This window comes from Rhodococcus sp. I2R (assembly GCF_020889545.1).
Classification (GTDB): domain Bacteria; phylum Actinomycetota; class Actinomycetes; order Mycobacteriales; family Mycobacteriaceae; genus Rhodococcoides.
In genome coordinates, this window is sequence record NZ_JAHUTG010000018.1 from 14,423 (window position 1) to 33,770 (window position 19,348).

At 67.6% G+C, this 19,348-nt stretch carries 16 protein-coding genes; 5 read left to right on the forward strand and 11 right to left on the reverse strand.

The window, feature by feature from the left end:
• The first annotated feature begins 117 nt into the window (after positions 1-117).
• The 4 genes from KVY23_RS17885 (at position 118) to KVY23_RS17900 (ending at position 13,056) form a co-directional block, all read left to right on the forward strand.
• Positions 118-9,849: a non-ribosomal peptide synthetase gene (locus KVY23_RS17885; RefSeq protein ID WP_230557641.1), complete on the forward strand. Its 9,732-nt coding sequence runs from the start codon at positions 118-120 to the stop codon at positions 9,847-9,849.
• On the forward strand, positions 9,846-10,712 hold the full coding sequence (locus KVY23_RS17890; protein WP_230557642.1) for a cyclopropane mycolic acid synthase family methyltransferase: 867 nt from the start codon (positions 9,846-9,848) through the stop codon (positions 10,710-10,712). Before KVY23_RS17885 ends, KVY23_RS17890 begins: the two co-directional genes overlap by 4 nt.
• Positions 10,713-10,780: 68 nt before the next feature.
• The gene (locus KVY23_RS17895) at positions 10,781-12,391 is read left to right on the forward strand and encodes a polysaccharide biosynthesis tyrosine autokinase (protein ID WP_230557643.1); all 1,611 of its coding nucleotides are present in this window, start codon (positions 10,781-10,783) and stop codon (positions 12,389-12,391) included.
• Complete coding sequence (locus KVY23_RS17900; RefSeq protein ID WP_230557644.1) at positions 12,388-13,056, forward strand: S1 family peptidase; 669 nt, start codon at positions 12,388-12,390, stop codon at positions 13,054-13,056. The genes KVY23_RS17895 and KVY23_RS17900 overlap by 4 nt, the downstream gene beginning before the upstream one ends.
• On the opposite strand, the gene KVY23_RS17905 is transcribed toward KVY23_RS17900, so the two are convergent.
• The 10 genes from KVY23_RS17905 to KVY23_RS17945 form a co-directional block, all read right to left on the reverse strand.
• A complete protein-coding gene (locus KVY23_RS17905) occupies positions 13,040-13,390 on the reverse strand; it encodes a hypothetical protein (RefSeq protein WP_230557645.1) in 351 nt (116 codons plus the stop codon). The two genes, KVY23_RS17900 and KVY23_RS17905, sit on opposite strands and share 17 nt — an antisense overlap.
• 79 nt (positions 13,391-13,469) lie before the next feature.
• The gene (locus tag KVY23_RS17910; protein WP_206511584.1) at positions 13,470-13,640 is read right to left on the reverse strand and encodes a CsbD family protein; all 171 of its coding nucleotides are present in this window, start codon (positions 13,638-13,640) and stop codon (positions 13,470-13,472) included.
• A gap of 93 nt (positions 13,641-13,733) precedes the next feature.
• Positions 13,734-13,931 carry a helix-turn-helix transcriptional regulator gene (locus KVY23_RS17915; RefSeq protein ID WP_230557646.1) on the reverse strand — a complete coding sequence of 66 codons (198 nt, stop codon included), beginning with the start codon at positions 13,929-13,931 and terminating at the stop codon, positions 13,734-13,736.
• Positions 13,932-13,955: 24 nt separating this feature from the next.
• Complete coding sequence (locus KVY23_RS17920; protein WP_230557647.1) at positions 13,956-14,363, reverse strand: hypothetical protein; 408 nt, start codon at positions 14,361-14,363, stop codon at positions 13,956-13,958.
• A 46-nt stretch (positions 14,364-14,409) separates the two neighbouring features.
• Positions 14,410-14,562, reverse strand: coding sequence for a hypothetical protein (locus KVY23_RS17925; RefSeq protein ID WP_230557648.1), 153 nt, complete (start codon positions 14,560-14,562; stop codon positions 14,410-14,412).
• Positions 14,559-14,942: an STAS domain-containing protein gene (locus KVY23_RS17930; protein WP_206511580.1), complete on the reverse strand. Its 384-nt coding sequence runs from the start codon at positions 14,940-14,942 to the stop codon at positions 14,559-14,561. The genes KVY23_RS17925 and KVY23_RS17930 overlap by 4 nt, the downstream gene beginning before the upstream one ends.
• A 148-nt stretch (positions 14,943-15,090) precedes the next feature.
• On the reverse strand, positions 15,091-15,429 hold the full coding sequence (locus tag KVY23_RS17935) for a ribosomal protein L7/L12 (protein WP_230557649.1): 339 nt from the start codon (positions 15,427-15,429) through the stop codon (positions 15,091-15,093).
• 27 nt (positions 15,430-15,456) lie between these two features.
• The gene (locus KVY23_RS24975; RefSeq protein WP_268995235.1) at positions 15,457-15,582 is read right to left on the reverse strand and encodes a hypothetical protein; all 126 of its coding nucleotides are present in this window, start codon (positions 15,580-15,582) and stop codon (positions 15,457-15,459) included.
• Between the two features lie 134 nt (positions 15,583-15,716).
• Positions 15,717-16,295 carry a hypothetical protein gene (locus tag KVY23_RS17940; RefSeq protein ID WP_230557650.1) on the reverse strand — a complete coding sequence of 193 codons (579 nt, stop codon included), beginning with the start codon at positions 16,293-16,295 and terminating at the stop codon, positions 15,717-15,719.
• Positions 16,296-16,428: 133 nt separating this feature from the next.
• Positions 16,429-17,376, reverse strand: coding sequence for a DMT family transporter (locus KVY23_RS17945; RefSeq protein WP_230557651.1), 948 nt, complete (start codon positions 17,374-17,376; stop codon positions 16,429-16,431).
• Between KVY23_RS17945 and KVY23_RS17950 the strand changes: the two genes are divergently transcribed.
• Positions 17,375-18,781 carry a PLP-dependent aminotransferase family protein gene (locus KVY23_RS17950; RefSeq protein WP_230557652.1) on the forward strand — a complete coding sequence of 469 codons (1,407 nt, stop codon included), beginning with the start codon at positions 17,375-17,377 and terminating at the stop codon, positions 18,779-18,781. The two genes, KVY23_RS17945 and KVY23_RS17950, sit on opposite strands and share 2 nt — an antisense overlap.
• On the opposite strand, the gene KVY23_RS17955 is transcribed toward KVY23_RS17950, so the two are convergent.
• Positions 18,778-19,329 (reverse strand): hypothetical protein, encoded by a 552-nt coding sequence (locus tag KVY23_RS17955; RefSeq protein WP_230557653.1) that lies wholly within the window; start codon positions 19,327-19,329, stop codon positions 18,778-18,780. The two genes, KVY23_RS17950 and KVY23_RS17955, sit on opposite strands and share 4 nt — an antisense overlap.
• Positions 19,330-19,348 lie beyond the last annotated feature (19 nt).

The following is a 19,348-nucleotide window of genomic DNA, read 5'->3' on the forward strand; positions in this document are numbered from 1 at the left end:
CCCGTCGAAAATGTCGCTACGAGTAGAGCAAATACAACTGGTCCACTAGTTTGTAGTTGGGGCGCGCTGTAAACCGACGGTGCCGGCCACGTGTCGGTCCGTCGAGGAGGGGAACAGATGTTTTCAGTGGAAGGGGCGCCCGGTGGACAGGGCTTCTTTCCGCTGTCCGCTGCCCAGATGAACATCTACTTCGCCCAGAAACTTGCACCTCATGTTCCGTTCACCATCGCCCAGTATGTCGAGATCCGCGGACACATCGACCCATCGATTCTGATCCGCGCCACCGATATCGCGTGCCGGGAACTCCAATCACCCGGTGTCCGCATCGTCGAGATCGACGGCCGCCCCTACCAGCGGTACGACGGAAACGTTCCTTACGCCTTGATCTACCGGGACCTCCGCGGTGACACCGACCCAGTCGGTACCGCCCACGCCTACATGGACGAGCAGTACCGCAAGCCCGTCGACTTGGTCCGCGACCAGCTCATCGCGTCGGAGATCATTCAGGTCGGCGAGACGCACTACTTCTGGTACAGCCGTGCACATCACGTGGTGATGGACGGGCTCGGCGCCATCTCCGTCCAGGAACGCACCGCCGCCGCCTACACCGCGCTACTGACCGGCAATGACCTGCCGAAAACCAAAGCCGTCACCGTCCGGGAGATCTACGACTACGAGGCCGCTTACCCCGGTTCCTCTCGCTACGAGTCCGACCGCGAGTACTGGCTGGGCCGCCTCGACGGCCACGCCGATATGCCCCGGTTGGCGGGCGGGCAGTCCGAGGCCCCGAGCGATGTGTCGGTGAGCGTCGGCGCCGAGCTCGACGCCGGTATCACCTCCGCGATGGCCGAATTGGCACGCCGGTACAACTCCTCCGATGTGCCCGTCGTACTCGCGGCATTCGCTCTCTACCTCGCCCGGATGACCGATACCGAGGACGTCATGCTCAGCCTCCCAGTATCGGGCCGCGCGACGACCCGGCTGCGGGCGTCGTCGGGGATGATGTCCAACATCGTGCCGCTGCGCATCGACGCCGGGACCGACGCGACTGTGGAGGAACTGCTGCGCCGCATCCAGGTGGAACTCACCGGCGCGCTGCGACACCAGCGGTTCCGTGTGGAGGACATGCAGCGCGCTGCCGGCGGCGGTGTGAGTAGCGCGGCGGGGCGGGGCGCGTTCGGCCCGACCGTCAATATCATGATGTACGACAGCACAATTCGGCTCGGCGAGGTGATCGGCGAGTACCGCGTGCTCTCCAGCGGGCCCATCGACGACATGATGGTCAACGTCTACCCGGGGGTCGCCGGGGCCAGCACCCGCGTCGACTTCCTCGGCAACCCGGCGCTCTACAGCACCGCCGACCTGGCCACGCACCACGCACGTTTCCTCGACCTGCTCCGCACCCTCGTCGCCGCCGAGGACGGGACGCACCTCGGCGATATCGACGCCCTCGCCCCGACCGAGCGGGCGTCGTTCGAGCCATCCTCTGCGAGGCCGGCGCCGCTGCCGGAGCTGGTGCATCCGGGTGCGGTGATTCGGTACGACGGAATCGACTACCCCATCTCGAATACGATGGCCGCCGATCTGGCCGCCCGCGGCGTGGGGCCCGAGGTGCGGGTCGCGCTCGCGCTGGGCCGCTCGCACCTGTCGGTGCTGGCCACGTTGGCAGTCTCCGCAGCCGGGGGATCGTTCGTGCCGGTGGACCCGCGCGAGCCCTCGCCCAGGCTCGCGGACATGCTCGGAGGGGTGGCTTTCGGTATCGCCGAGCGATCCGCGATACCGACGCTCCCAGCCGTGATCGAGTGGGTAGCGGTCGAGGACCTCGAAGTCGGTCCACAGTTCGAAACCACACCGGCGCACCTGGACAACGAGGCCTACGTCATCCACACCTCCGGTTCCACCGGAAAACCCAAGGCCGTCAGCATCACTCACCGCGGGCTCGCCGGACTGGCTGCCGCGGTGGTGGAGAAGTACTCGATCACCAGCACCTCCCGCGTGCTGCAGCTGGCATCCCCGGTGTTCGACGCATCGATCCAGGAGATTCTCGCTGCCGTGACGACGGGGGCGACGCTCGTGGTCGCCCCGGCGGACGTGTACGCCGGACCCGCTCTGGCCGAACTGCTCGCCGCTGAACGCATCACCCACCTCATCACCTCGCCGACCGTGCTCGCGACACTCGAACCCCGCGACCTCGCCGGGGTGGAGGTGTTCGATGTCGGCGGTGAAGCGTGCCCGCCGGACCTGCGCGACCGGTTCGCCGGCGGTGCGCCCACCAGCCGAATGCTCAACGCCTACGGCCCCACCGAAACCACTGTTCTCGCAACGCTGTCCGACCCGATGACCCCCGGCGAGCCCGTCACCATCGGGTCGGCGTTGCCAGGTGTGCGCGCCGTGGTGCTCGATACCCGGTTGCGGGTGGTGCCGGCCGGTGGGATCGGCGAGCTCTACCTCGGCGGTGACGGTCTCGCCCGCGGCTACTCGGGGCAGCCCGGCCTCACGGCGGCCGCGTTCGTCGCGGACCCAGACCCAGATGCGGATGGCAGGCGGCTGTACCGCACCGGTGATGTGGTGCGCACGCTGATCGGCGGGGAGCTCGAATACCTCGGCCGCCGCGATCAGCAGGTGCAGCTTCGCGGCCGACGCGTCGAGCTCGGGGAAATCGAAATTGCCGCCGGTACCGGCTTCGCCGTTGCCGTACGTGACGACCGGCTGGTCGGCTACACCACCGGATCGGCTGCGGGCCTCGACGTGCAGCTGCGACACCGGCTGCCTGGGTGGATGGTGCCCGAGCGGATCATCGAACTGAACGAGCTTCCGATGACACCCGGCGGCAAACTGGACCGGCGCGCGCTACCGTCTCCGCCGACCGTCGCCGATACCGGTTATGTTGCGCCGGTAGGGGATACCGAAGCTCGGGTGGCCGCGGTGTTCGCCGATGTGCTCGGCGTTGCCGACGTCGGGCGTCTGCACAGTTTCTTCGAACTCGGCGGCGACTCGCTCAGCGCCACCCGCGTGGTCGCCCGTCTGGGGTCGGGGGTGACGCTGCCGGTGCTCTTCGACGCGCCGACCGTGGCCGAGTTGGCCAGCCACATCGACTCAGCCGCAGTGCAACCCACCTCGCTGGACCTGCTCGAAACCGTGGTGCCCGACCGCGTGCCACTGTCCTACGCGCAGCAGCGGATGTGGTTCCTCAACCAGTTCGACTCGGCGTCGACGGCCTACACCATGCCCGTTGCACTGCAGCTGACTGAGGGCACCGACCCCGAACTCGTCGTCACCGCGCTCCGCGACGTACTCGAACGGCACGAATCGCTCCGCACCTACTTCCCCGACGACGGCGCCGGCCCGAGGCAGGTGGTGGTGCCGACGGACGCTGTGCTGCCGAATATTTCACGTAGCACCGTCACCGAGAGCGATCTCGACGCCGTGATTGCCCGGCTCGCCGCAACCGGGTTCGACGTTGCCACCGGGGTGCCGATGCGGGCAGCAGTGCTGACGGTGGAACCCTCCGGGGACACCGTCGTCGCCATCGCGTTGCATCACATCAGCGTCGACGGATGGTCGATCGATCCGCTGGTGCGGGACTTTTCCGTCGCGTACGAGGCGCGGTCCGCCGGGCACGCGCCGACGTGGCCGCGGCTACAGGCCCAGTACAGCCAGTACGCGGTGTGGAACCGTGCGTTCGTCGATGCCGTCGCCGGCGCGCAAACGAGCTACTGGACCGGCCTCCTCGACTCCGATATCCCACCCGCCGCGCTGCCCGCGGACCGGCCGCGCCCGCCGGTGCAGTCGATGAGAACCGCCGACATCCCGGTCAGCATCGACGCCGAACTGCACCAACGCATCACGCGAATGGCGCGGCAGGCCAACGAGACAACGTTCATGATCGTGCACGCCGCGCTCGCGGTGACGCTGAGCCGGTTCGGGACATCGGGTGGGTCCAAGGTGGCGAGGACCGTCGTCGGGTCGCCGTCCGCCGGGCGCGGGCATGCAGCGCTCGACGAGATGGTCGGCATGTTCGTCGGGACGGTGCCCTTGGCTGTGGACGTCGATCTCGGCGCCCGGTTCACCGACCTCGTCGCGGCGGTGCGGCGCGCGGACCTCGACGCGTTCGCCCGCTCCGATCTGCCGTTCGAGCGGATCGTCGACGCCCTCGCCACGGACCGATCCCTGGACCGGCACCCCCTGTTTCAGGTGATGCTCGCCTTCGACAACGCCCAGCACGAGCGGGTCGACGGCCTCCCGGTGGATGTGATGCCGGTGTCGACGAACTCCTCGGAGTTCGACCTCACCGTGGTGTTGACCGAGACGGCCGACGGGATCACAGGGTGCGTGGAGTACGCCCTGGACCTCTACGACCGGGATACCGTCGAGCGCTTCGCCGACGCCTTCTTGACCATTCTTCGCGCCGCCGTGGACGATCCGTCGGTGGTGGTGGGCGATATCGCGCTCGCGCCGCCGCAACCGTTTTCCGAGGCGGGTGAGGCCGGGACGCTGCTCGACGTCCTCGGCTCGGCAGCGCGCGGGGAGTTGGCGATCGACGGCGAGACCGCGATGACCTATCAGGAGCTCGAGGCGCGGTCGAACCGGTTGGCGCGGTTGCTCATCTCCCACGGCGCGGGACCGGAGGTGACCGTCGCGTTGTCGATGGAACGCTCCGCCGACTACATCGTCTCCCTGTGGGCTGTTGCGAAGGCCGGGGCCGCGTTCGTCCCCGTAGACCCGAACTACCCGGCGCTGCGCAGGCAGCAGATGCTCGCTGGTACGGCACTGGGAATCGGCACGGGGGATCAGGATGGCACCCTCTGGCTGCAGGAATCGGAGGCCCAGTCCCACAGCGACGCCCCGGTGACCGACGCCGACCGCATCGGAGTGTTGCTGCCCGAGCACCCCGCCTACGTCATCCACACCTCCGGTTCCACCGGCGCACCCAAACCGGTGACCGTCACCCACGCCAGCGTGTACCTGCTGGCGAAGCAGGTGATCCCGCGGTACGCCGTAGAGCCGAGCTCACGGGTACTGCACGGCTATTCGGTGAACTTCGACGCCGCGGTGCTCGAGCTGGTGCTCGCGTTCGGTGCCGGGGCGACGATGGTGATCGCGCCGACCTCGCTGACCGACGGCAACGATATCGCGCAGTTCCTCACCGAACATGCCGTCACGCACTATCTTTCGACGCCCGCAGTGCTCGCCACCGTGCCACCCGTTGCCTGCGTCACGACGGTCGCAGTCGGCGGGGATGTCCTCGGCGGCGCCGTCGTCGAGCAGTGGTCACCCGGGCGCCGCATGCTCAACGCGTACGGGCCTTCGGAGGCGACCGTTCTCGCGACCCTGACCGATCCGCTCGTCCCGGGCGGCCCCGTCACGATCGGCCGCTCCCTGGACCACGTCGACACCCTCGTGCTCGACGCCCGGCTGCGCGGAGTCCCCGTCGGCGGCATCGGCGAGCTGTACCTCGGCGGGGCCGGGCTGGCCCGGGCGTACCGCGCTCGCGCCGGACTGACTGCCGAACGCTTCGTCGCCGCCGAGGGTGGCCGGCGCATGTACCGGACCGGTGACCTCGTGCGGCTCGGCGAATCGGGCGAGCTGGAATTTGTCGGGCGCAGCGACGCCCAGGTTCAGATCCGCGGTGTACGCGTGGAACTCGGCGACGTACGAGCGGCGCTGCTCGCGCACCCCGACGTGCGCGAGGCCGTGGTCGACGCGCGGGACGGCAGGCTCCTCGCCTGGGTGGTCGGCGAGGATCGTGAACTGCGCGAGTGGCTGCTGGATCGGCTACCGCTGTCGATGGTGCCGGCGACGCTGACCGTGATCGACCGCATCCCCGTCACCGCGAACGGCAAGGTCGACACCGCTGCGCTACCCGACCCCGCCGAGCTCCCCGGTGCGGGCGCCGCGCGGACCCTCGCCGAGGACGTCGTAGTGGGCCTGTTCTCCGACATCCTCGGTGCGGACGTCACCGCCGAGTCGAACTTCTTCGTCCTCGGCGGCGACTCGCTGACCGCGACCCGCGCGGCGGCACGCGTCGGCGCTGCACTCGGCAGGCACGTGCCGGTGCGGACGGTGTTCGAGGCACCGACACCGCGCCGCCTCGTCGCCGCGATCGAAACCCTGACCGAGCCCGATATCCTGCCTCCGCTGATCCACCGGCCGCAGGCGCGCCAATACACGCAGGTGTCCCCGGCGGAGCGTCGGATCTGGCTGCAGAACAGATTCGATCCCGAGTCGGCGGCCTACAACATCGCGTTCACGCTGCCGCTACCCGAGGATGCCGACCGGGCCGTGCTGCGCGCGGCGATCACCGATGTCATCGACCGGCACCTGCCGCTGCGGACGGTGTACCGATCGAGCGCCGACGGCCCGGTCGCGACACTCGTCGACGCCGAGATCGTCGTGTCCTCGCTCGACGAACGGCACACGAACACCTCAGCCACCGAGGGCTTCGACCTGACCCTCGAACCGCCGTTGCGGCTGAGCATCGCCGGCGGGAAGCGGCTGCTGGTGGTCGCGCACCACATCGCCGTCGACGGCCTGTCGGTGGGCCCGCTCGCCCGCGACATCGAGACCGCGGTGACCGCACGACGCGCCGGTCTCGCGCCCCAATTTGCGCCACTGGCAATCGATTACGCCGACTACCGGATGTGGCAGCACGAGGTCCTCGCGGCCGTCGGCGCACGTCAGCTCGACTACTGGCGCACCGCGCTGGCCGGGATGCCCGACTACCTCGACCTGCCCCAGGGCACTCCGACGCCGGATGAGCCGACGGTGCCGGTGCAGTTCGAGATCGATGCCGCCACGCTGACCGAACTCCGCGCCCTCGCGCACCGCCTCGGCGCGACCGTGTTCGTCGTGGTTCACGCAGCGCTGGCCGCGGTGCTGGCCGAGGCCAGCGGTACCGCCGATATCGCCATCGGCACACCGGTTTCCGGACGCACCGACCCCGCACTCGATGAGCTCGTCGGCATGTTCGTCGGCACCGTCGTGCTACGCACCCCGGTGGACCCGTCGCTGACATTCGAGCAGTTCGTCGCCCTGGTGCTCGGCCGCGACCTGGACGCCTTCGCGCACTCTGCGGTGCCGTTCGAGTGGGTCGTCGACGCCGCGGCGCCGACGCGGACCGTCGACGCCCACCCGCTGTTCCAGGTGCTCCTCGCCGTCGGCGGCACCGAGTCGCCGTCCTTCGACCTCGGCGCCGGTGCGGCGACACCGAAGCGCATCGAGACCGGGGAGAACCAGTTCGATCTCGAGGTTGTCGTCGACGACAGTATCGACGGACTCACGGGCCGAATCTCCTATGCGGCTGACCGATTCGAACGTTCGGTGTGCGTCGGCCTCGCCGAGCGGCTCACCGAGGTGCTGCACCTCGCGGCCCAGCAGCCGACCGCGGCACTGGGAAGCCGAGAGTTCCTGGGCACCGGCAGCGGCGGGGTATCCCGCGAGGGAGTCGCAGAGCAGTACACCCTGCGCACCCTGCTCGAGCGGGCCGCGCAGCAGTGGCCGGACGCCACCGCCGTCGTCGACGGTACGACCGAGCTCACCTACCGGGATCTGGACCGACGCTCGAACATGTTGCTGGAGACGATCCTTCGCGAGGGTGCCGAGCCGGGAACGGTGGTGGCCGTAGTACTGCCGCGGTCGGCGGATCTCGTCACCGCACTGTGGGCCGTCGCGAAGAGCGGCGCCGCGTACCTGCCGATCGACCCTACGCTGCCTACCGAGCGGATCGAGGAGATGATCACCCGCGCAGTGCCCGTCACCACCATCACCGGTATCTCGGAGACCGAGGGAGCTTCGACTTCTCGCGTGCAGGCGGCACACCTCGACGACCCTGGTCACCTCGACGACACCGCCTACGTCATCTACACCTCCGGATCGACCGGGGTGCCCAAAGGTGTTCGGGTCACCCACCGCGGCCTCGCCGACCTGGTACACAGCCAGCGGGAGCTGTTCGGGGTCCGGACCGGTTCGCGGGTACTGCAGTTCGCGTCGCCCGGGTTCGATGCCTCGCTGTTCGAGATGTTCCTCGCGTTCGGTGCCGGGGCCACCATGGTGGTGGTGCCGCCCGGCATCTACGCCGGACGCGAACTCGAGACCTTCATCGCCGAGACTGCGGTGACGCACGTGTGCCTGACGCCGACAGTCCTGCAGATCACCGACCCGTCGGCGACGCCGTCGGTGGAGGTGGTCATCATGGCCGGGGAAGCAGCCAATTCCGAACTGCTGCAACGCTGGTCGGACGGGCATGCAGTGTTCAACGCCTACGGTCCCACCGAGGCCACCATCATGAGCACCTGCACCACCGAACAATTCGATGGACAAGACACGGTGACGATCGGCGGCCCGGTCAGCGGCTTCACTGCCGTGGTGCTCGACGCCCGGTTGCGGCCGGTACACGAGAACGTCGTCGGCGAGCTCTACCTCGGCGGCCCCGGACTCGCCGAGGGATACCTGGGGCAACCCGGTGCGACCGCGGCGCGGTTCGTCCCCGATATCGCCACCGGGGCGGGGCGTCTCTACCGGACGGGCGACCTGGTCCGCTGGAGCGGCGGCGAACTGGAATTCCTCGGACGGGTCGACTCGCAGGTCAAGATCCGCGGCCACCGCGTCGAACTGGCCGAGGTCCAAGCTCAACTGCTGCGCAGCACCGGCGTCGAACAGGCATGTGTGGTGGGGCGGGAGGATTCGCTGGCCGCCTACGTAGTCGGGGACGTCGATCCCCGCGCGGTCCGGGAGCGGCTCGCGCGCGCCATCCCCTCGTTCATGGTGCCGAGCACGGTGACCAGAGTCGACGCGCTGCCGGTGTCGATGTCCGGGAAGATCGATGCCAGCCGGTTGCCCGCTCCGACGCCGCCCTCGGTGACTCCGGAACGGCCGTCGACCCAGCTGGAATTCGCCGTCCGGGCAGCGTTCGCGGCGGTACTGGAACTGGACGCCGATCGGATCGGCGCCGAGGACAACTTCTTCGACCTCGGTGGGCATTCACTGTCGGTGGTGCGGGTGATGGATGCGCTCAGCGAGCAGCTGGGGCGGACTGTGCCGATCCGGTGGCTACTGCAGTTCCCGACGGTGCGCTCGCTCGCGGCGCAACTGGACTCGGACTCCGAGATCGGCAGCGCAGCCGGTGTTTTCGACGTGATGCTGCCGCTGCGCGGTGACGGCAACCGGGAACCGCTGTTCTGCATCCACCCGGCCATCGGCATCGCGTGGAGCTACTACTCGCTGCTCGCCGAGACCGATCGGCCCGTGTACGGCCTGCAGCTGCCGGGGATCGCGGACGGTGAAACCCCGCCCGATTCGATCGACGAGTTCGCCGACCGCTACGCCGCCGAAATCCGAGCCGTGCAACCTCGGGGTCCGTATCACCTGCTCGGGTGGTCGCTCGGCGGCGTCATCGCGCACGCCGTCGCCGCCCGGTTGCAGGATGTCGCGCAGCTCGTACTCGTCGACGCCCACCTGTCCGCCCCCACCGACGCCGCCGAGTTCAGCGTCGAGGATCTGGGCCGTCAGCTCGGGGCCGCCGGGTCGACGTTCGAGGACATCGTCTCCGGAGTACGTTCCGGCGGCAGTGAACTGGCGTTCCTGACGGTCGAGCATCTGACCCGCATGTTCCACCCGGTCACCATGGCGTCCCGGTGGGTTGCGCAGTACTCCCCGCGGGTCTTCGACGGTGATGTGGTGTACATCGCCGCTCGTGGGTCGGCACCTCTCACAGGGTGGGAACGCTTCATCGGCGGGCATATCTCGGTGCGCGAGATCGACGCCGCCCACGAGGACATGCTGGGCACCGCCGGCGCCCGCGCACTGGGCCGTGTGATCGGCACGCAGGTCAGGGAAGGTGTCGCCTCATGAACACCGAGAAACTGATGCCGTACGTCGACAAGGTGCGCGCACACTACGACCTCTCCGACGAGTTCTTCCAGCTCTTCCTCGACGAGTCGATGACCTACAGCTGCGCGTACTTCGAGCGCGAGGATATGACCCTCGCGCAGGCGCAGACTGCCAAGATCGATCTTGCGCTCGGCAAGCTCGACCTCGAACCCGGCATGAGATTGCTCGATATCGGTTGTGGCTGGGGCGCTCTCGCCAGACGCGCGGCGCGCAATCATGACGTCGAGGTCATCGGACTGACGCTGAGCCGCAACCAGTACGACCACGCACGAGAGCTCGTCGCCGACCTACCCGGCGTCGAGATCCGGCTGCAGGGCTGGGAGGAATTCGACGAACCCGTGGACCGCATCGTCAGCATCGGAGCATTCGAACATTTCCGCCGGCAACGGTATTCGGCGTTCTTCGACCGGTTCCACGCGGCGCTGCCTGCGGATGGTCGAATGTTGTTGCACACCATCGTCATGCGGCCACTGGCCGAGGTGCTCGCGAGCGGTGTCGTCTTCACCCGCGAGGACGCACACTTCGTCCGCTTCATCATGCGCGAGATCTTCCCCGGCGGGCAGCTACCGCAATCGGAGATGGTGATGACCCGTGCCACCGAGGCCGGGTTCCATGTCGAACGCGTACACGCCCTCGGACCGCACTACGCGCGCACGCTCGACGAATGGACCGACCGGCTCCTCGCCGCCCGCGACCGAGCGATCGAGGTGTCCTCCGAGGAAAACTACGACCGGTACATTCACTACCTCACCGGATGCTCCTCGAGATTCAAGGACAAACGGATCGACGTCGTGCAGTTCACGTTGACAGCGAGTCCGCCATGACCGCCCCCGACAGCCCGAGCACCACACCAATTTCTCTACAGCGTCACCGAAAAGATTAGGGAGCCCACGTGGAAATCCAGGACTACCTTCACATCCTGCGCGCACGGTGGATGATCATCGTCGTCACCGTCGCCGTCGCAGTGCTGGGGGCGCTAGCCGTGTCCCTGCTGACGACACCGACGTACGAGTCGTGCAGCCGCGTGTTCGTCTCCACCTCGGGCGGATCCTCGGTGAGTGAGAGCTACCAGGGCAACCTGTTCTCCCAGCAGCGCGTGGCCTCGTATTCCGAACTCGTCACCGGGGACACCCTCGCGGCGCGGACGATCGACGATCTGGGCCTCGACCTGACGCCAGGTCAACTCTCTGCAAGAGTGACCGCGACCTCGACGCCGGACACCGTCCTGCTCGACACGTGTGTCGTCGACGACTCACCCGCGCTCGCCCGCGACATCGCGAACTCCCTCGCGACGCAGCTGACGACGCTGGTGCGCGAACTCGAAACTCCCGAGGACGGCGGCGCCCCTGCTGCCGGTGTGCGTGTGGTGGAGCAGGCCCAGGAATCCTCGACGCCGATCAGCCCGAAAACGACCCGCAACCTCGCCCTCGGTGCAGCCGTCGGCCTGCTCCTCGGCATCGCCCTGGCAGTGCTGCGTGACCGGCTCGACAACACCATCAAGAGCCGGGCGCGGCTGGAAGTTGCCGCCAGGACCGCAGTCGTCGGATCCATCCCGTTCGACAAGTCGTTCAAGGAGAGCGCGGTGGTCTCGTTCGACACGGCGCGATCCTCCAGCGCGGAAGCGTTCCGCGAACTGCGCACCAACCTGCAGTTCCTCGAAGTGGACCACCCGCCGCGGGTCATCGTCGTCACCAGCGCCGTGCCGATGGAAGGCAAGACGACCGTCGCGGTCAACCTCGCACTGGTACTGGCCGAGGCCGGTCACCACGTCGCGCTCGTCGAGGGCGATCTGCGCCGCCCACGAGTGTCGAAGTACCTCGGCCTCATCGGCTCCGTCGGACTCTCGACCATCCTCGCCGGGCAGGCCGAACTGTCCGATGTGCTGCAGCCGTCGAGCTTCGAAGGACTCGAGGTGCTCGCCTCGGGACCACTGCCGCCGAACCCGTCCGAGCTGCTCGGGTCGGAGGCCTCGCGCCGCGTCATCGACGAACTCCGCGGCAAGTTCGACTACGTCATCATCGACGGCGCACCGCTGCTCCCGGTGACCGACTCGGCGCTGCTGACCACCCACAGCGACGGCGCACTCGTCATCGCGCGGTTCGGTCACACCAGCGAAGCCGAGGTGACCCGCTCGGTGGAGAACCTCGAGAAGATCGGCGCCCACGTCCTCGGGGCGGTGTTCACCATGACTCCCAGCGGACGCAAGGGCAGCGACAACTACTCGTACTACTACGAGACCGACAAGACGATTCCGCGTCAGACGCCGAACCCTGTTGTTCCCGGTTCGACGGCCTGGAACGGTTCCGAACCGACGGCACCGGCTTCGGCGCCGCCGCCCGTGAACGGCAACAGGAACGGGAACGGCATCAGCGCGCGGCCGACGTACGGCGCAACAACAACGCCGCCGCCCGAGACGAGCGCACCCGAGACGACCGCACCCGAGACGAGCACTCCTGAAAGCACTCCGGGTGCTGCGCCGGGCGGTCGACGGTACCGCAAGTGAGAGTTGGGATCGTTCTGGGAGTTTCGCTGGGGTTGGGGTTGGGGTTGGGGTTGGCAGGTGCCGCGCCCGCCGCTGCGGCGCCGAGCGTTCTCGTCGGCCCCGGCACTGGATACGTCACGACAGGGGGAATCGACGATCTCACGGCGTGCTCGTTCGCCGCGGTCGGCTACGACTCGGGCGGGCGGCTGGTCGGACTGACGGCCGGGCACTGCGTGCTCGCACCCGGCCTGCCGGTCACGCTGATCGGCAGCCCCGCGGCCGGGCCGGTGGGAAAAACCGTCATCGGTCACTGGGGACCCGACTACGGGGTCATCGAACTCGACCCCGAAAAAGTGATCCCGGTGGCATCGACCGGCGGCGTCACGGTCACCGACATCGGACCCGCAGCGCCCGGACAACAGGTGTGCAAGAGCGGCGCTGCGACGTCGATCACCTGCGGGAGCGTGCTCGAGGTCCGCACCGACACCGACATCGTCACCGCGACGCCCACGCTGTGGGCCGACTCGGGTGGGGCGTTGGTGAGTGGGACGACGCTCGTCGGGATCGCCAGCCACGCAGATACCGTGCCCGTGGTGGGTCCGACGGTGTACGCGTCGGCGTCGGAGTCGTTGGCGCGGTTGAACGCCAGAGGCGGGGTGGGGGCAGGCTTCACGCCTGTTCGATAGGGTCGAGCTCGACTTTCACGGTGACACGCTTGCCGTCCTTGTGGGCGAGCGCGCGTCCGGTTCGCAAGACACCGTCCAGCACGATGCCGATCTGGCCGCCGTCGGGGTAGAAGTTGCGCCACCAGGTCTTCTTGTCGGGCATGGCAACGGCGATGAGGACTTCGTCGCTGCGCCGCTTGTAGGCGACGAGTAGCTCGACCCGACGGCCCGACTTACGGCCGACATAGGTCACCTCCGCCAGCGAGCCCGAGAGAAACTTCCCGACGACGGGTGCCCCGAGCACCGGCCGCAGCAGGGTGTTGAACATACCGGCGCCACGCTGGAACATACTCATGGCGCCGATTCTCTCACCCCGAGGCCGACTGGGTGGTGCTTGTCGGCGGTGCGGCCGGTGGCCCGTTCGAGGGCGAGAACTACTTGAAGGTGTCCTTGATGTTCTCGCCGACCTTCTTGATGGACGCCGAGCCCTGATCGCCCTTGCCCTCGGCCTCGAGGTCCTTGTTGTCGGTGATGTCGCCGACAACTTCCTTGGCCTTGCCGAGTGCGTCCTCTGCGGTGTTCTTCGCCTTGTCGATGAAGCTCATGTCTGCACCTCTCCGTATTGTGTGAATGCAACTTGCACACTGTAAGTCGGTCCTCGGCGCCGAAAACAAACGCCGATGTGGGGCGAGTCACGCTTACTCGGTGTTCGGCTGGAAGACGTCCTCGATGGAGCAGGCGAAAGCCGATGCGATGCGGAACGCGACCGGCAGGCTGGGGTCGAAGCGTTCCTTTTCGATGGAGATGACCGTCAGGCGGGTCACGCCTATACGTTCGGCCAATTCTACCTGAGACCAGCCCTTTTCGATGCGCCGGCGTCGTACATCGTTTCTCATGCGGGGCTTTTCACGCGGGGTTTTTCATGCAGATAGTGCGCGGTGACGCTGGACCGCGTAGCGCATCGTGCAGGAGGCGAACGCCAGCAGTATCAACGCGGTCAGAAGCAGAACCGTCGGGATATCGGCTCGTGTGATCGACACGGCCACCAGGCAGAGACCCATGACGACGATCAGGTCGGTAGCGGTTCCGCTGAGAGCTTCTGTGATCCAGTGGGTTTCGACATCACCGTCGGAATCGGCGCGATAGGCGGAGTTGGTGGGTGCAACGCAGAGAAGCCACCCGAGCGCGAGGCCGGGCGGTAGCGCGCAGGCTCCGAAAACGACAGCGGAAACGGCGGGAGCGACAGGCGAGAACAGCCACGCCGACACCGAGACCACCAGCGCGACGGCGAACCCCACCGCGCACGCCGCAATCCAACGAACCGTCATACCGCCTCCTTGATGTATAGGACGCTATACATCGGCGGTGTGCGGATCAATCGGTGGATCGAGACTCCTCGCGCGGGGGCCGCGCCTCGAGGAACATCTGCAGAAACGAAGACCTGGGCGCGCGGTCGAGGGTTTCGGGTTCCCGGTGATTCTCGTGCCCGGTGTTGTCGGGCATGCGGTCCGGGCTCGGGGCGCTCACAACGACCTCCCGCGCGTGGGGAGGTGATCGACGACAAGATCGGCTGCACCGAGGACGTCGAGAATCATCCTTACCGGGCGGGTGGGGGCGAAGATGTGCACGCGCCCATCGGAAGCCGAGGCGGCGTCGATGACCGCGTTTGCGGCCCCGGAGTACATGAACGACACAGCGGACAGATCCAGTACGACGTCGGTGCCGGAAGACAGGGCGCGGTCCACCTCGAACAGCAGCTCGCCTTTCGAGCTCATATCCAGATCACCGGACGCGCGGAGGATGGAGTAGCTCGGTGAGTAGGACTCGACCTCGACCGTGTAGCGGGGAGCTTCGTCCAATGACATCGCTGTAGAGCCGAAAGACAGGGGGTTGGCTGCAGTGATCATCGTGCACTCCTTGCGTCGAGAACGTGCTGTCGGTCAAATGCCGACTGACAGCAACTGTGTCAGCGCAAGGTAACTTCGCCAGAATGAGAAGATCTCGGAAATGTCACCTATCGATCACGGAATGGCAACGGTGAATTGCCTACTCGGTTCAGGTCGGGAGTTGGGCGTCGACCAGGTCTTTCGCGTCCTTCAAGCCCAGGCCGGGGTAGTGCTGGCGCAGCAACTTGATGGCCGGGATGCGGCTGTCGGTTGCCGCGATCGCCGACGCGACTGCATCCCACGGCACCGTCTCGGGATCCACCCGCGCCAGATCCTTGCGTCTGCGGCCTGGGCGCATGCTGTCGAGCAGGAACCCTGCACCCACCACACTGAGTCCGACCGAGAGCCAGTCGCCCTCGATCAGCCCGTTGATGAACAAGAACACCGCGCAGATCGATACGACGGCGAGGATGATTCGTCTCAGTACTGGATGTTGGCGGCTGAACACGCGCCCGACCCTAGCAGTGGGCCAGCGCTACAGACGCCCGGTCGCGGCAGCTGCGGCCAGAGCGGACACGACGAGCACCACCAGTACGGCGACGGCGGCGATCTCAGCTGGATGATTCGAACCGGGAGGGCGAGGGGCGCCGTGATTGTTCACTGCAACATGATCCCGCTCGGCCCCGAAATGTGCTGGCCGAAAACTGGACCGGCTGCCCACGCGCGGCCGGATGTGCAACGTCAGCGGCGCTACGGGCGCTTTGCTGCGTGACGCACATCATTACCGGGCATGGATCAGTTGATATCCATCTCGGTCATGCTGCCTGTGGACGGAAGCATCGGGCCGGGCACGATTGAAAACGGCGAGCACTCTGGACTGGTGCACAGATAGTCCTCCGTGCCGAGGCGTGGGATCACGTCGGGATTGCCGAAGATCACGCCATCGGGTGACGTGCACGATACGGGCCCGCACGTCGTGCCCAGCGGAAACCCGCGCGAGTCGACCGCGCGCGGCGGGGCGGTCGCGGTGGGGGCGACAGGCTCCACCGTCGGCTGACAATCGATGCAGGTGACCGGGCCGGGCGTCTCGGGCGGGACGTAGATGGCACCCGTCGGCTCGGGCGAGGCGACGCTGCTCGGCGGAATCAGTGGCGGCGAATTCCGCACCGGCTCGGTCGGCGGAACGCTCGTCGCAACCGTCGTTGTCGCAGCGGTCGTCGGGACACGGGTGGGGGAGGCCGGGCCGTCGGCGTCGGGACTGCAGGCCCCCACGAGCATCGCGGCAGCTGCCAGCACAGCGAGCGCTGCGGCCGAACGATGTCGGAAGAAGTGGTTCTCCATATGCCCTCCCCGGCCGAACCGACCGGTTGTCACGATGTGGTTACGATACCCGATCGGAGGTTTACGCGAGCACACTCTCCTGGGATCTACATCACGTCAAAGCCGTTCTCGTCAGGGACTTTCCGGTCGTTGGCGCTGTTTCCGCCGCGATATACGTCCTGACGGATCATTTCGATGTCGATTCCCTGCGTGCGTCACGGTTGGACGACCGCACCACGACGGCCCCGGCTGCGCAGGCGATCACGGTCACGCCGCCCACCACCGTCAGCCAGGTCACTCGCTCGTCGAGCAGTAGTGCTGCCCAGCAGATCGTCATCACCGGCTGGACCAGCTGCACTTGGCTGACCCGCGTCATCGGGCCGATCGACAGTCCGCGGTACCACGCGAAGAAGCCGAGGAACATGCTGACGACCCCGAGGTACGCGAACGCGGCCCACGTGCCCGGGGTGCCGGTGGGGGTCCGGCCGAGGACGGAGGTGCCGGCAAGCACGACCATCAACGGTGCTGCGACGACCAGCGCCCAGGAGATGGTCTGCCAGGCGCCGAGCTCGCGGGAGAGCAACCCTCCCTCGGCGTACCCGACGGCGCCGGCGACAACGGCGAGGAAGAGCAGCAGATCCGACCAGTGCAGCCCGCTCACGCCGCCCCTGGCAGCGAGAGCGAACAGCATGGCGGCCAGGGCGCCGACACCTGCCGCGACCCAGAACGCCCGCGGCGGCTGCTCACGGGTGCGGATCACCACGGCGACGGCAGTGGCGGCGGGGAGGAGCCCGATGACCACGGCGCCGTGACCCGCCGGTGCCGTCTCCAGCGCGAAGGAGGTCAGCAGCGGAAAGCCCGCGACCACGCCTGCTGCGACAACGGCGAGTCGCAGCCACTGGACTCCTTGGGGCAGGTGCTGGCGGGTGAGCGCCAAGGCGGCCGCGGCCAGTGCAGCGGCGAGGACGGCTCGCGCCGACCCGACGAACATCGGCGACATGCCACCGGCGACGGCCATGCTGGTGAAAGGGAGGGTGAAAGAGAAGGCGGTGACGCCCAGGAGTCCCCAGGCGAGGCCGGAGCGCTGCAGTACCACTGGCGCCTGCGGGAGAGTAGCGCTACTCTGCTGTGTCATGTATGACGATAGCAGTTCGCGTATTGCGGCAGAGCTGCGGAGCTGGATATCCACAGCACCACCCGGGGCGAAACTGCCGTCGACCAGATCCCTCGTCGAGCGGCACGCAGCCAGCCCCGTCACCGTGCAGAAGGCGCTGCGGACACTCGCCACGGCAGGGCTGGTCGAAAGCCGGCCGGGCGTCGGGACATTCGTTCGAACAGTGCGCACCGCGCGACCCAACGACTACGGCTGGCAGACCGGCGCACTCGCCACGCCGGGCCACCGAATGCCGAAGATGCCCGCCGCGCTGCAGAGCGCGCCCAACGACGTCATTGCACTGCACTCGGGCTACCCGGACCGAGAACTGTTGCCCGAACGCCTCGTTCGCGCGGCATTCACACGCGCAGCCCGATCCGACGCAGTCATCAACCGACCTCCCGCCGCCGGCCTCGGAGAGCTACAGGCATGGTTCGCAACCGAACTCGGATCGGCCGTACCGCTCGGAGTCACACCGCCCGCGCCCGGCGATGTCGTCGTGCAACCGGGAAGCCAAGCCGGGTTGAGCACGGTATTTCGTACGCTCGTCGGCATCGGACGGCCCCTGCTGATCGAATCACCAACCTACTGGGGTGCCATTCTGGCCGCGGAACAAGCTGGGGTGGAAGTAATTCCGGTGTCGAGTGGGTTCAGCGGCCCCGACCCCGACGAGCTCGCGCGGGCCTTCGAGCGCACCGGTGCCCGCGCCTTCTACGCGCAACCGAACTTCGCGAGCCCGACTGGAGCGCAGTGGTCCGATGCTTTGTGTGAGCAGGTTTTGGGCATCATGCGCGAGCATTCCGCGTTTCTCATCGAGGACGACGCGATGCACGACTTCGGGATCACCGCCGATTCGACGCCACTGGCCGCCCGCGACGACGCCGGCCACGTCGTTTACATCCGATCGCTGGCCAAGAGCGTCTCACCTGCGGTGCGGGTGGGGGCGGTGATCGCCCGCGGACCCGCGCACGAGAGAATCCTCGCCGACACGCAGGTCCACTCGATGTACGTCAGCGGGATCCTGCAGGCCGTCGCGCTGGACGTCGTCACCCACCCGTCGTGGAAGACGCACCTGCGCAACCTTCGTCACCAGTTGCAGAGCCGTCGGGACCTGCTCGTGGACTCGCTCCGTGAGTACGCACCGCTGGTGCACATCGAGGCGGTCCCGCGCGGCGGGATCAACCTGTGGGTGCAGCTCCCGGACGCCGTGGACATGGACCGGGTCGTTCATGAAAGCCGATCGGCCGGTGTCATCATCGGCGCAGGCAGCGACTGGTTCCCCGCCGAGGCCACCGGAAAATACCTCCGGTTGACCTACGCGGGCCCCAACCCCGGCACCTTTCCCGACGCGGCGCGAGCGCTGGGCGAGATCATCGCTCGCTGCTAGCCCGCCGGCTGCTCCGGTACCTGCTGGCCGGGGAGTTCCTCGAGCTCGGCGTCGAGCGGCTCTTGCTGCTTGGCGAAATCACAGTTCGCCCGTGTGTACTGATCGATGCGAGCACTGGCATCGGTTGCCGCGGTGAATGTTTCGACGTCGATGCTCGCCTCGGTCTGCTGCTGGTATTCCTCGAACGAGGGCGACTCGGTGACCAGCTCGGTCACCTGGGCGCTGGCGTCGCGCACAGTGGTCAGATCGGCGGCGAGATCATCCTCGGCCGCTTCGATGGCCGGGTCGTAGTGCTCGGAGAGCCCGTCCCCGTACTCCTGCAGTATCGCCTGCATCGCCGGCCAGTCGCCGGGATCGATCGCCGCCGAGGACTGCGACTCCATCTCGAAGTTGGAGATGTTCTCGAGCTGCGCGCACAGGTCGCCGCCACTCGCGGCCTCGGCACCCTCGTCCGATCCGCCGTCCGATCCGCCGTCCGATCCACAGCCTGCGAGGCCCAGGGTGAGGGCGGCGGCGAAAACGATGATCGGGCGACGCTGGGGCTTCATGGTGAGTGGTCTCCAAACT

Excerpts from the sequence above, each read along its gene's own strand:
- KVY23_RS17950 (WP_230557652.1), top strand. The coding sequence starts at position 17,375 with ATGTATGACGATAGCAGTTCGCGTATTGCGGCAGAGCTGCGGAGCTGG.
- KVY23_RS17885 (WP_230557641.1), top strand. The coding sequence starts at position 118 with ATGTTTTCAGTGGAAGGGGCGCCCGGTGGACAGGGCTTCTTTCCGCTG.
- KVY23_RS17955 (WP_230557653.1), bottom strand. The coding sequence starts at position 19,329 with ATGAAGCCCCAGCGTCGCCCGATCATCGTTTTCGCCGCCGCCCTCACC.
- KVY23_RS17915 (WP_230557646.1), bottom strand. The coding sequence starts at position 13,931 with ATGAGAAACGATGTACGACGCCGGCGCATCGAAAAGGGCTGGTCTCAG.
- KVY23_RS17920 (WP_230557647.1), bottom strand. The coding sequence starts at position 14,363 with ATGACGGTTCGTTGGATTGCGGCGTGCGCGGTGGGGTTCGCCGTCGCG.
- KVY23_RS17945 (WP_230557651.1), bottom strand. The coding sequence starts at position 17,376 with ATGACACAGCAGAGTAGCGCTACTCTCCCGCAGGCGCCAGTGGTACTG.
- KVY23_RS17890 (WP_230557642.1), top strand. The coding sequence starts at position 9,846 with ATGAACACCGAGAAACTGATGCCGTACGTCGACAAGGTGCGCGCACAC.
- KVY23_RS17910 (WP_206511584.1), bottom strand. The coding sequence starts at position 13,640 with ATGAGCTTCATCGACAAGGCGAAGAACACCGCAGAGGACGCACTCGGC.
- KVY23_RS17905 (WP_230557645.1), bottom strand. The coding sequence starts at position 13,390 with ATGAGTATGTTCCAGCGTGGCGCCGGTATGTTCAACACCCTGCTGCGG.
- KVY23_RS17930 (WP_206511580.1), bottom strand. The coding sequence starts at position 14,942 with ATGATCACTGCAGCCAACCCCCTGTCTTTCGGCTCTACAGCGATGTCA.